This is a genomic window from Vagococcus carniphilus (assembly GCF_014397115.1).
Lineage (GTDB): Bacteria > Bacillota > Bacilli > Lactobacillales > Vagococcaceae > Vagococcus > Vagococcus carniphilus.
The window spans coordinates 934,779-947,735 of record NZ_CP060720.1 but is presented as its reverse complement, the minus strand read 5'-3'; the positions used below and the strand labels follow the sequence as shown (position 1 = coordinate 947,735).

General features: G+C 33.6%; 13 protein-coding genes. 5 read left to right on the top strand and 8 right to left on the bottom strand.

The annotated features are described in order from the left end of the window. Nucleotides 1-51 precede the first annotated feature (51 nt). The gene (gene clpP / locus H9L18_RS04730) at nucleotides 52-645 is read left to right on the top strand and encodes an ATP-dependent Clp endopeptidase proteolytic subunit ClpP (protein ID WP_126795095.1); all 594 of its coding nucleotides are present in this window, start codon (nucleotides 52-54) and stop codon (nucleotides 643-645) included. Nucleotides 646-657: 12 nt separating this feature from the next. After that, nucleotides 658-1,173 (top strand): thioredoxin domain-containing protein, encoded by a 516-nt coding sequence (locus H9L18_RS04725; protein ID WP_126795097.1) that lies wholly within the window; start codon nucleotides 658-660, stop codon nucleotides 1,171-1,173. An 84-nt stretch (nucleotides 1,174-1,257) separates the two neighbouring features. Here the strand turns inward: H9L18_RS04725 and H9L18_RS04720 are convergent, their stop codons facing one another. The 8 genes from H9L18_RS04720 to rapZ all read right to left on the bottom strand — a co-directional run bounded on the left by H9L18_RS04720 (nucleotide 1,258) and on the right by rapZ (nucleotide 10,826). Then, complete coding sequence (locus H9L18_RS04720; protein ID WP_126795099.1) at nucleotides 1,258-2,457, bottom strand: dihydrolipoamide acetyltransferase family protein; 1,200 nt, start codon at nucleotides 2,455-2,457, stop codon at nucleotides 1,258-1,260. Nucleotides 2,458-2,473: 16 nt separating this feature from the next. Further along, nucleotides 2,474-3,496 (bottom strand): alpha-ketoacid dehydrogenase subunit beta, encoded by a 1,023-nt coding sequence (locus tag H9L18_RS04715; protein WP_126795101.1) that lies wholly within the window; start codon nucleotides 3,494-3,496, stop codon nucleotides 2,474-2,476. Between the two features lie 27 nt (nucleotides 3,497-3,523). Next, a complete protein-coding gene (locus tag H9L18_RS04710; protein ID WP_126795103.1) occupies nucleotides 3,524-4,489 on the bottom strand; it encodes a thiamine pyrophosphate-dependent dehydrogenase E1 component subunit alpha in 966 nt (321 codons plus the stop codon). Nucleotides 4,490-4,502: 13 nt separating this feature from the next. After that, the gene (gene lpdA, locus H9L18_RS04705) at nucleotides 4,503-5,840 is read right to left on the bottom strand and encodes a dihydrolipoyl dehydrogenase (RefSeq protein WP_126795105.1); all 1,338 of its coding nucleotides are present in this window, start codon (nucleotides 5,838-5,840) and stop codon (nucleotides 4,503-4,505) included. Nucleotides 5,841-6,042: 202 nt separating this feature from the next. After that, on the bottom strand, nucleotides 6,043-7,830 hold the full coding sequence (locus tag H9L18_RS04700) for a sigma-54-dependent Fis family transcriptional regulator (protein ID WP_126795107.1): 1,788 nt from the start codon (nucleotides 7,828-7,830) through the stop codon (nucleotides 6,043-6,045). A gap of 163 nt (nucleotides 7,831-7,993) precedes the next feature. Beyond that, nucleotides 7,994-8,920, bottom strand: coding sequence for a DNA-binding protein WhiA (whiA, locus tag H9L18_RS04695; RefSeq protein WP_126795109.1), 927 nt, complete (start codon nucleotides 8,918-8,920; stop codon nucleotides 7,994-7,996). A gap of 20 nt (nucleotides 8,921-8,940) precedes the next feature. Next, nucleotides 8,941-9,933, bottom strand: a complete 993-nt coding sequence (locus H9L18_RS04690) for a gluconeogenesis factor YvcK family protein (protein ID WP_126795111.1) — start codon at nucleotides 9,931-9,933, stop codon at nucleotides 8,941-8,943. Continuing rightward, nucleotides 9,930-10,826, bottom strand: coding sequence for an RNase adapter RapZ (rapZ, locus tag H9L18_RS04685; RefSeq protein ID WP_126795113.1), 897 nt, complete (start codon nucleotides 10,824-10,826; stop codon nucleotides 9,930-9,932). Before rapZ ends, H9L18_RS04690 begins: the two co-directional genes overlap by 4 nt. Nucleotides 10,827-10,970: 144 nt before the next feature. Between rapZ and H9L18_RS04680 the strand changes: the two genes are divergently transcribed. From H9L18_RS04680 to H9L18_RS04670, 3 genes are read left to right on the top strand one after another with little or no spacing between them, the layout of a single operon-like run. Next, entirely contained in the window at nucleotides 10,971-11,339 is a 369-nt protein-coding gene (locus H9L18_RS04680; protein WP_126795115.1) for a GntR family transcriptional regulator, read from the top strand. Beyond that, complete coding sequence (locus H9L18_RS04675) at nucleotides 11,336-12,184, top strand: ATP-binding cassette domain-containing protein (protein WP_126795116.1); 849 nt, start codon at nucleotides 11,336-11,338, stop codon at nucleotides 12,182-12,184. Before H9L18_RS04680 ends, H9L18_RS04675 begins: the two co-directional genes overlap by 4 nt. A gap of 11 nt (nucleotides 12,185-12,195) precedes the next feature. Further along, a complete protein-coding gene (locus H9L18_RS04670; protein WP_126795118.1) occupies nucleotides 12,196-12,927 on the top strand; it encodes a hypothetical protein in 732 nt (243 codons plus the stop codon). The last annotated feature ends 30 nt before the right edge of the window (nucleotides 12,928-12,957 follow it).

The following is a 12,957-nucleotide window of genomic DNA, read 5'->3' as shown; positions in this document are numbered from 1 at the left end:
AATTATGTTAAAATGTAGCTACTGATTGTTTTAGTTTAGGAGGAAATTTTTATGAATTTAATACCAACAGTTATCGAGCAATCTTCTCGCGGAGAGAGAGCTTATGATATTTATTCAAGACTTTTAAAAGACCGCATTATTATGTTAAGTGGGCCTATTGATGATAATGTTGCTAACTCTGTTATTGCACAATTATTATTTTTAGATGCTCAAGACCCTGAAAAAGATATTTATATCTATATCAACTCACCAGGTGGTAGTGTTTCAGCTGGGTTAGCTATTTATGACACAATGAACTTCATTAAAGCAGATGTTCAAACAATCGTGTTAGGTATGGCTGCTTCAATGGGAAGTTTCTTATTATCAGCAGGAACTAAAGGTAAACGTTTTGCTTTACCAAATGCTGAAATCATGATTCATCAACCTTTAGGTGGTGCCCAAGGACAAGCAACTGAAATTGAAATTGCGGCTCGCCATATCTTAAATACAAGAGATCGCTTGAATCAAATTTTAGCTGACAACACAGGCCAAGATATTAAAATTATCGAAAAAGATACAGATCGTGATAACTTTATGTCTGCTGAGGAAGCTAAAGAATATGGTTTAATTGATGAAGTAATGGTTAATAGCTCTAAATTAAAATAAGGAAGTGTAAAAATGGGAATGACAGACGTTGAAACATCAAAAATTAATTATGATACTGGAATAAAAATTGGTTCTGACGAAGCTCCAGTTAAAGTCGTTGAATATATTAATGTCAGATGCCCATTTTGTAGACAATGGTCTGATGAAAAAAATGATTTATTGCAACAATTAGTAGCGGAAGGAAAAATTCAACGAATTATTAAATTATTCGATAAGGAAAAACCTTCTCTAGCTCTTGGCAATATTATGCATCACCATATTCCAACTGATGAAAATGCGATTGTAGCTATTCAAGCTATCTATGAAACGCAAGATGACTGGGGTAATTTAGATAGTCATGAAGAGGTAGCTCTTTATGCTACTGAAAAATTACAATTAACTCTTCAAGACTACAAAGAGACTGCTAAAAGCATTGTACAAGAAACAATTGATGCTAATGTCTTCTTTGTACCAACTGTTATCATCGGAGAACATGTAGTTGACCAAAAAATAAGTAGTGATGAATTACTTGCTTTAATTAATGAATAATTCAAAAAGTAGCACACCTTTTATATAAGGTATGCTACTTTTTTTGTGAGTAAATGTATTGTTATTAATTTTTATTTTTTGGTACTAAACTACTAATAAATAAGGATTTTCTAAATAGTAAACAATTCGTCCTAAGAAGTCTGCTGCAGGTGAGCCATCTACTATTTGATGATCAAATGTTAAACTTAATGGTAATTCTTGAATCTCTTCAATTACTTTCAAGTCATTAAAAATAAGTTTAGAAGAGGTACTTCCAACACCTAGAATACCAATTTCTGGCGTATTCAAAATAGGAGTGAAGTACTCAATTCCAGCACTGCCTAAGTTAGTAATAGTAAATGTTGAGCCGCTGTATAGGTTGCTTGGTAATGTGCCATCAAGAGCTTGAGATGTCACACTAACAAAGTCCGCTCCAATTTGTGATAGTGGTTTGCTATCAACATCATTTATAACTGGGACAACTAAACCATCATCAACAGCTACAGCAATTCCCATATGAACTGACTCATGTAAAATATGTTCTTCTCCATTATACGACGCATTCATTTCTGGACAATCTTTTAGCGCTCGACTAACTGCTTTTATAAGTAAAGTATTGATACTTAATGTACTGCGACTCATATTATCTCCTGCTTTTTGTTTCATCTCTTTTCTAAAAGCAAGTAAATTTGTAATATCAGCTTTGCGATGAAGCGTTAATTGGGCTGTTTGAGCTAAACTATTATGCATTCTTTGCGCAATAACTTTTCTCATTCCTTCTAAGCCTTCACCAACAGTTTGTGGTGCTGCACTGGTAGTTGTTAATGGGACAAAACGTTCCACATCGCGGCGTGTAATTCGACCATTACCACCTGAACCAATAATATCAGCTAATGCATAGCCTTGTTCATCTGCCATTTTTCTTGCTAATGGTGTTGCAAATATACGACCATCTGTAATACGTTTTACAGGTTGTTTGTTTTCTTTTTTAATCTTTTCTTCCTCAAGAGGTGTGTCTTCCTTAACCTCTTCTTTTACTTCTATCGTTTCAGTCGGAACACTTTCTCCTTCTTGTCCAATATAACCAATAACACCTTGACAAGCCTTTTCTCCACCTTCATCAACGATAATAGCAAGTAAAATACCATCTGCAGGTGCTTCTACGTCATGAGTTAATTTTTCTGAACTAATTGAGACAACTGCTTCTCCTTTAGCAATCGGATCTCCAACTGCTTTATACCACTTGTCTACTGTACCTTCTGTCATTGTTAAGCCTAATGTTGGCATAAGTAATGCTTCAGCCATTTTTTTCACCTACCCTTTATTTTAAGTCTTCGATTAATTCTTTAGCTTCTTCTAAAACTTTGTCTTTATTTGGTAAATAAAGAGCTTCTAAATTACTTGCAAATGGAACAGGTGTATTTGGTGCACAAATACATTTAATTGGACCATCTAAATAATCGAAGGCTTTATCTCCAACTACTGAAGCGATGTCTGTTGCTGTATTATTATGTGGATTAGCTTCATCAATTACTATCAAACGACCTGTTTTCTTAACTGAGTTGATAACTGTTTCTTGATCCCAAGGTGCTACTGTAATTAAATCGATAACTTCAACAGAAACACCTGATTTTTCTAATTCTTCTGCTACGTCTAATGCAACATATAGCATTTTTCCAATTGTTACAATAGTTAAATCTGAACCTTCTCGTTTAACTTTTGCTTTTCCAATTTCTACTTTGTAGTACTCTTCTGGCACCTCATCTTTTAAGCCATACAACGTTTTATCTTCAGAATAAATAACAATATTATCATCTTCAATTGCTGAAAGTAGTAGGCCTTTAGCATCATATGGGTTAGATGGAACAACAACCTTCAACCCAGGAATTGAACCAAACATGCCGTAATATGAACCTGAATGTTGCGCAGCTGCTGAAGCGCCTGCACCGTGACAAGTTCTTACTGTCATTGGAATAGTTGCTTTTCCTCCAAACATATAACGCATTTTTGAACCTTGTGCTAGTAACGTATCAAAACAAAAGCCTAAAAAATCATTAAACATTAACTCTGGAACTGGTCTCAATCCTGTTGCAGCAGCACCTACTGCAGCTCCCATGTAACCCATTTCTGAAATAGGTGTATCAATAACACGTTCGTAACCATGTTTTTCAACTAAACCTTTAGTAACACCAAACACACCACCAAAAGCACCTTCTCCATTTAGATGTTCAATGCCTGTTCCCCCTGCAAGGTCTTCTCCTAATAAGATGACACGATCATCCTTATCCATAGCCATATCTAAACCTTCATTAACTGCTTGCATAAATGTTATTCTTCTACTCATTTTCGTCACTCCTCATCTTGTTTTTACTTAAATAGATACATCTTCGTATAAGCATTCTGGTTTTGGTACATCACTTTCTTGTGCAAATAAAACGGCAGCCTCAACATCTTTTACAGATTGACTTTCAATTTCATCTGCTATCTTAGCTGATAACCATTTATTTTTAAGAGCAACTTCTCTAAAAACAGGAATATTATCAATATCAGCAAACTCTTTTTCTTTACCTTCTTTTGATTTATATTTTTGTTCGTCCCCTTCAAAGTGGCCGTAATTACGGTAAGTAACACACTCTAAAATAGTAGGACCTTCTCCGTTACGAGCTCTATCGATTGCTTCTCCAGCAGCTTCATAAACAGCTACTAAATCTTTCCCGTCCACACGAACTCCAGGAATACCATATGCAACGCTTCTTTCAGCAATTGTTTTTGACCCTGATGCATATTCAACAGCTGATGCTTCACCAAAAGAGTTATTCTCACAAACAAAGACAACTGGTAAATCCCAAATAGCCGCCATATTAATACTTTCATGGAATGTTCCTTCATTAGAAGCTCCATCTCCAAAGAAACAAATCGCTACATCATCAGTTTTCAAATATTTATTTCTAAGCCCTGCACCAACAGCGATTGGAAAACCACCACCAACCATTCCGTTAGCACCTAGCATCCCTCTATCAATATCGGCAATGTGCATTGAGCCGCCTTTCCCTTTACAAAGGCCTGTTTCTTTACCAAAGATTTCTGCCATCATTCCATTTAAATCACAGCCTTTAGCAATACAATGTCCATGTCCACGGTGAGTACTTGTGATATAATCTTTGTCAGTTAAATGAGCACAAACACCTGTTGCAACAGCTTCTTCACCAGCATATAAATGGACAAATCCAGGAATTTCTCCTGTGGTAAAAATACGATGAACCTCATCTTCAAAATTTCTGATATCATTCATTGTTTTATAGATCCACTCTGCTTGTTGTTTTGTCATTTTTTCCATTAGTAAATCCTCCTTAGTTAATCATTTGGCTACCCAATTCACCAATCATTTCTGATAATGTCGGGTGAGCAAATGTCATTTTTTCAATTTCTTCTAAACGACCTTCTGATTCTTTTACCGCTAAAATGGTATGAATCATTTCAGTCGCATTCGTGCCAACGATAACACCACCTAAAATCTCATGGTATTTTTTATCAGCAATTATTTTAATAAATCCTGTTGTTTCATTCCCTGCAATAGCTCTTCCATTAGCAGAATAGGCTGTTTTAGAAACAAGAACATCCAACCCTTTTTCTTTAGCTTCTTCTTCACTCAAACCAAAACTGGCAATTTCAGGATGCGTGTAAACACAACGAGGAACTTGATCATTTTTTAAAGGAGCTTCTTTTTGAGCAAACATATGTCTCACAGCTTTGATACCTTCTTTACTAGCTGCATGAGCCAACATATAGCCTTCAACAATATCTCCCACGGCATATACCGAATCTATTGATGTTTGATAAAAGCGATTCACTTCTAAAAATTTATTATTTGGTGTTTTCTTTAAATTTAACGACTCTGAAATTTCTAAATTTCCTTTTCTACCTGTTACGACAAGTAATTGATCAAACGAGATTGACTCGTTAGTTAATTTAACTTTTTGAGATTGCACTTCTTCAATTGTGACTCCTTCAAATAAAGTGACACCCATTTTCTTCAATTGATTTCTGATAATAGCAGTAGCTTCTTTATCTTCAGTCATTAAAATACTTGGGGCAACTTCAATTACAGTCACTTTGGTTCCTAAAGGCGCCATAGCAAAAGCAAGCTCAATTCCAATGACACCACCACCAATAATAACTAATTCTTTTGGTTGTTCTTTCAACTCGAAAAAAGTGTCTGTTGTTAAATAATTAACATTTTCAATACCATTAATTGGTGGAACAAATGGATGACTGCCTGTAGCAAGTAAGACATAATCTGTTTCTAGTAAATCTTCATTAACCATGACTTCTTTTTTATTAATAAGAGAAGCTTCTCCTTCAAAATAGTCAATTGATTGTTGTTTAAATAAATAATGAATTCCTTGTTGCAATTGATTAACAACACCATTTTTTCTCTCGACTAATTTTGGAAAATCAATTTCCTTTAACTCATTCACTACTCCAAAACGGTTAGCTTCTTCCATCTCTTCTACCCAAGCTGCATGTTTCAAATAAGCTTTTGATGGAATACACCCAACGTTTAGACAAGTACCTCCGATTTTTTCTTTTTCAATGACTGCGACCTTTTGACCAAGTTTAGCTGCTTCGACTGCTGCTACATAGCCACCAGGACCCGCACCAATTACAATCAGATTGTACTTTTTCATGACATCACCTTCCTTATGATTTGGTTCATTTCTTTATAAGCAACTATCATGCCAACTTAGAAAACGCTTTATTTAAAACTTTATTGTTCTTCTTTTTATAAAATGAGACATTTTTGTCCCATAACTGTTGCAACAAAAAAAGAAGAGTACAACCCTATTAAGTGGTCATACTCTTCATCCATTATTAAATTTAATTATTCTACTAACGCCTTATAATCTCAATTTGATACTTATCAATTTTTCGGTACAAAGTACTTCGTGCCATATTAAGTTTTTCTGCTGTTTGAGACAAATGATAATTAGTAGATTCTAACGCATTAATAATCTCAACACGTTCATCTAAATAAGTTTCTTCCATTCGATTAATCTTGATCGAGCCGATTGCAATCAATTCAATTAACTCATCTCTTGTAGGCTCTTTTGTTGGAAAATATAAATAGAGTCTCTCTAAAAAATTATGAAATTCTCTAATATTGCCTTCCCATTCGAACTCTTTAGACAAATCGCTAATTTTATTTTTCCAAATAGGATGCCAATTTTTCTTATCACAAAATGTTTCAACTAATACTTCAAAATCCTCTTGTCTTTTTCTAAGAGGTGGCAATTTTAACGGAACAACGTATAATCGGTAAAATAAATCTTCTCTGAATTTTCCCTGATTAACGAGTTCTTTTAAATTTTTATTACTTGCTGTTACAAGCCTAAAATTTACACTAATTTCTTGGTCGCTTCCAATTGGCGTAATTTTTTTATCTTCCAATGTTCTTAAAAGTGCGACTTGCATTCGTTTTGACATACTATCAATTTCATCTAAGAATAAAGTTCCGTTATCAGCTTGCTCAATTTTCCCTTTGTAACCACTTAACTTAGCTCCTGTAAATGCCCCTGGAGCATAGCCGAATAACTCACTCTCTAATAAGTTCTCACTAAGTGCACCACAGTTAACAGCTACTAACTTACCTGATTGGCGACAACTATTAAAGTGAATCGTCTTAGCAGAGACCTCTTTCCCACTTCCAGTTTCACCATAAATATGAATCGGTAAATCTGATTTAGCTGCTTGAGATAGTTGATTTAAAAAGACTTGATACCTTTCATTTTGAGAGGTTATTCCAAAACTAATAAAAGAAGGTTCTAATTTTTTAGTTTCTAATTGATAACAAAACCCTATTAATTCTTCCTGTTGGTATAAGTTATGTTTTGTATAACGATTTTTATTGAATGTCGCTAATTCAGTTATTGTTTTTCCTTCGCTACCTACTAGTAGTTCTTTCACATCATCAGATACACTAAGAACTTTTCCATCTAATCCAACAAGAATGGATTGCTCAAAAGGTAAATTTAGAGCTTCTAAAAAAGCTTCTTTTTGCTCAGCTAGCTGTACTTCTGCCATCCTTTGTTGAACATTTTTAGCAATCATTTTTAACGCAAATAAGGTATAACCTGATTCTACTAATTCTTCCATTGTAGAAACATTTAAACAAGCAACCACTTGATTGTTACCATCTAAAATAGGCGTTGAACTACAGGTAAAAGGGTGAGAAGCTTCTGCAAAATGCTCAAATCTTTCCACCGTTACACTTTGAAGTGTTCTTAAAGAAATCCCAATTGCGTTAGTTCCTACCGCTTTTTCAGTCCAAATACTACCTTCTGAAAAGCGGATTTCATTTGCCAAATGGCGTGTTTCCTCATGGCCATCTCGCCACAAAACAACCCCATTTTTATCCGTCAAAATAAAAAGTGGTTTCTTAATATAGAAAAACTCATTTAATCGGCGAATTTCATCTTTAACAATATTAATTAAATAAGCCCACGTTTTCTTTTGCGTTCGTAAAGCACTTCCTGAAACCTTTTCAACACCTTGTCTTGAGAAAGGATTAACATCATGATTCATGCAATACTCCCAAGACTCAACAATATGATTTGGTAATAATTCTTGATTAATTTGACTTGATTGAACATATGTGTGCCATAATTCTTTTGTACTCAATAGCTTCACACGCCCTTTTTCAATTTTCTAGCTACAGTATAGCACTTTTTCACATTCTTTTATAGAAAAAACAAAATAGTATCTAGAATAAAAAAAAGAGTCTGTGACAAAAGTCTAAAAACTGATATCACAGATTCATTCATTGTTAAGTACTATTATTTTTTTAAGCTTCTAGTTTTTCAGCAAACTCATTGATCTTTCGAATTCGATGATTAATACCTGATTTTGTAATCGGCCCAGAAGGCAAAATCTCTCCTAATTCCTTCAAACTGATTTCTGGATTTTCCAATCTGATTTCAGCAACTTCTTTTAATCTTTCAGGTAAACTATCAAGACCAACTCGTTCTTCGATTAGTCTAATATTTTCAATTTGACGTTTAGCAGCGTCAGCTGTTTTATTCATATTCGCATTCTCACAGTTCATTAAACGATTCACTGAGTTTCTAAGGTCGCGAACAATTCTCACATCTTCAAATTTTAACATGGCATTAGTTGCACCTACTAAAACTAGAAAATCCGCAATTTCCTCAGCACCTTTTAAATACGTGATAAACCCATTACGTCTTTCTAAAACACGTCCATTTAAACCATAAAACTTCAACATAGTACATAAATCATTACATTGTTCTTCATACATTGAATAAATTTCTAAATGATATCGACTCGTTTCAGGATTATTAACAGATCCTCCCGCTAAAAAAGCGCCTCTTAAATAAGAGCGCATTTTTTGTTCATTGCCCATAATTGAAGGAGAAACTTGAATATTGAACATATTACCATCCATAATCTCTAAATCATTTAATATCGTTTGCGTCCCTTGTTTCAACCGAACAATATAGACATTATTTTTCTTTAATTTCATTTTTCTTCTTACTAATAGCTCACTATTTACTTGATAATGATCTTTTAATAAGGTGTAAATCCGCCTAGCAATGGCTGCATTTTCTGTTTGCACATTCAAGACGAATTGTCTGTTAACTAAAGTAACTGCCCCATTCATTCGAATGAGAGCAGCTAACTCAGCTTTAGCGTGTTCCTTATGAACTTCCAATGTGGTCAGTTCTTTTTTTACATCTGCTGCAAAAGACATCCTGACTCACTCCCTTACATTTAATATTTCGTACCAAAGACTAGCCTAAATAATTCTTCCACAACTTTATTTCCATCATGAAAGACACCGCCATCCTTCAATTCTAAGAAGTCAGCAGAAATCACTCGACAATTTTCATCTCGTAATCCTTGGAAATTATGTCTTACTTGGACTAAATATTCATCATAAATATCAAAATCCATGTAACCTTCTGGTATCGGCTCTGTATTTACTAATACAGTATCGACAAATTTAGTGCCTAAATGTTTATGTAAAACTCTAATATGATCTGCATCTGAGAAATGTTCTGTTTCACCTTTTTGAGTCATAATATTACAAATATAAACAACTTCACCCTCAGCTTCTGCAATAGCTTTTCCTAAATCATCAATCATCAGATTCGGTAAAATGCTTGTATAAAGACTTCCCGGTCCTAAAACAATCATGTCAGCTTCTTTAATGGCTGTTACAACTTTTCTTGATGCTTTTGGTTTTTCATCATCCATTGTATTAGTCACATAAACGTAATCAATTGCCTTTCTGTCTTCAGCAATTTTAGATTCTCCAGTCGCTTCTGTTCCATCTTCGAATTTAGCATGTAATGTTAATGATTTTTCTGATGCTGGATAGATATGACCATCCACATGCATAAATTTAGTTAGAAGCTGGATAGCATCATATGTACTTTCTTTCATCTCTGAAAGAGCGGCAATAATTAAATTACCAATTGTATGATTAGCTAGAAAGTCATCTTCTTGCTTAAAGCGGTATTGAAAGATTTTTTCGTACATTTGCGGCATATCTGATAAAGCTACTAAAACATTTCGCAAATCCCCTGGAGGACTCATATTCACACTTTGGCGTAACATACCGCTACTACCACCATCATCAGCCACAGTTACCACTGCAGTTATTTCTGCACTTTGATAACGTAAGCCTTTTAATATGACCGGCAACCCAGTACCGCCGCCAATGACGACGATTTTAGGTCTTCTTATTCGATACGTTTTCATGAGCGGTTTACCGTTTCTTTCCGTTTGCCAATGTCACGATGCGTAATGTTTGTTTTGTAATCTTTTTCAATTCGGTGTCCTAAGCGTTCTGTTAAAGCAACAGAACGGTGTTGTCCACCTGTACAGCCAATCGCAATAGTTAAACTCATTTTCCCTTCTTTTTTGTAACCAGGTAAAATACTTAAAATTAACTCTTCATATTTTTGATAGAAATCCTCTGTCATTTCTGATGCCATCACATAATCATAGACTGGTTGATCTTTTCCTGTCATTGGTCGAAGTTCAGATACATAATGAGGATTTGGTAAAAATCGAACATCCATCACAATATCAGCATCAATTGGTAAACCATATTTAAAACCAAAAGAAACCATCTCAACTCTAAAAGTTGAAGTGTCGTGAGATTTGAAATTAGACATAATTTTTTCTCGTAATTCTCTTGGAGCTAATTTAGTTGTATCAATAACTAATTGCGCTTCTGCTTTTAATTCACTTAATAACCCGCGCTCTTTCATGATTCCTTCAGTCACTAAACCATCCATTGCAAGTGGATGAGTTCTTCTTGTTTCTTTATAACGAGACACTAACTCTTTATCTGATGCATCTAAAAACATAATAGTTGTATCTACTAATTTTGTATTTTCAATTTCGATTAACATACTTTGAATTTCTTCAAAGAAAGCACGAGATCTTAAATCAATCACTAATGCTATTTTTGTAATTTTCCCAGATTCTTTAATTAATTCCCAAAATTTTGGGATTAAACTTGGAGGTAAATTATCGATACAGAAAAATCCCATGTCTTCAAAGCTTTGAATAGCAACTGTTTTTCCAGCTCCACTCATCCCTGTTATAACAACTAATTGAAGACTTTCTACTTGATTTTCTTCCATTTTCTTCACTCCCTATTTTCAATAACTCAATTATAACATACCCGGCGTATCATAAGATAGTTAAAAAAGAAGTTGACAAATAACTCTTGTGGTTTTATAGTTAGTTACACAAGTAACTAACCGAATAAGTGATGAGGTGAAAAAATGGAATTTAATTATTCCGGAGGTAAACCTTTATTTCAACAAGTTGCCGATCAAATTTCTTTAGGGATTTTAAACGGTGCTTATCAAGAAGGTGCTCAAATTCCTTCAACAACAGAGATATCTAAAGGTTATCAAATTAATCCGGCTACAGTTTTAAAAGGAATGAATTTATTAGTTGATGCCAAATTAATCGAAAAAAAACGTGGTATTGGTATGTTTGTTCTAGTTGGTGCAAAGGAGAAAGTTGAAATGATTAGAAAAGAAGAGTTTTTGACTCATGATGTCAATCAATTAATTGAAGAAGCGAAGAAATTAAATATTAGTTTAGAAGAACTAAAAAGTATTTTAGAAAGAGGGTATCAATCATGAAATTAGAAGTTCAAGCTGTCAGTAAAACATACAAAGATAAAAAAGCCCTATCAAATATCTCTATTATTTTCAAAGAACAAACAATTTATGGTTTGCTTGGTAGAAATGGAGCTGGCAAAAGTACACTTTTAAATATTATTAACAATCGTAGTTTCCCTAGTTCTGGAGATATTTTGCTCGATAATACTCGAATAACTGATAATGAAGAGCTTCTAAATCATGTTTACTTAATGAGTGAAGATAACTTATTTCCCTCTAGCATGAAAGTCAAAGAAATGTTCAAAATCTCAGAAGAATTTTATGGTTCATTTGACTGGGATCTAGCTAATCGATTAACCGACTTATTCGAATTAAATCAAAAAACAACTTTTAAGAAATTATCAACAGGTTATCGAAGTATCGCAAAGTTAATCACTGCTTTATGTGTACCATGTGACTACATTTTCCTAGATGAACCTGTTTTAGGATTAGATGCAGGTCATAGAGAGTTATTTTATGAGTCTTTAATCGAAACATTTGAAAATAGACCTAGAACTTTTATCATTTCAACTCACTTAATCGAGGAAATCACTAATTTATTAGAAAGTGTTATTATTTTAGATCAAGGAGAAGTAACCCTTCAAAAAGATGTTGAAACGATTTTACAGGAAAACTATACCCTTTCAGGTCCAAGAGACATTATTTCTGACTTTACAAAAGATTTAAATATTATTGGAAAAGAGGAACTAGGAGATTTCGTTAGTGTTCATGTTTCTGGTATTTCTCCTGAAACACTACCAACTGGAGTTCGTTTAGCTCCGCTAAGTTTACAAAATTACTTTGTTCAATTAACAAAAAGAAAGTAGGTTGTTTTATCATGAAATTATCAACAGCTATTAAGTATCGTTTTAAATATCAAATGAAAGCTGCTCTTTTTTTCTTTGGTTATTTTTTACTTTTCGCCATTGCGTTTCCTTTAATTGGAATTTTTGTATCAGGGACTGATAGTACTGTTAGTTCTGATATGCTTTTTGCTTCAATGCTTTTTATGATTATTTTAGCTTTTATTGGTGTTAGCTCAGATTTTAAATTATTCATTCAAAATGGGATGTCCCGAAATAATATTTTCTTATCTTCCCTTATCTCAAATTTTACACTATCTCTAATCATTTCCTGTATTCTCCTAGGAATAAAACAATTTGGAAATGGGCTGCTCACACAAAAATTAAGTTTAACTCTATTTTTTGTCGATATTTATACGAAAGAAAATTTAATGACTAGTTTTTTACTGCTCTTTATTTTTTTACTGTTCGCTAGTTCTATAGGCTCTATAATGGGCGTTTTTAACGACCGAGTAACTGGATATAAAAAATTATTTGTTATCGCAACTCTCATTATGATTCCTATCTTAGTTAGTTTATTGGTAAAAATAATTAGTCCTGATTTTAAAACAAGTATCTTTTCTTTTATCTTAAAATCACTAGGCATTTATCCTGATGGCAACAAACCATTTTCACTCGTTCTATCCCTTTTTGTCATCTTCATCGTTCTTTCTATCATTACTTATTTAATGAATTATAAAAGAGAAATCAAACGAATCAATGCTTAAAAAAAGAATCCAAACTCTATAATTTATAGG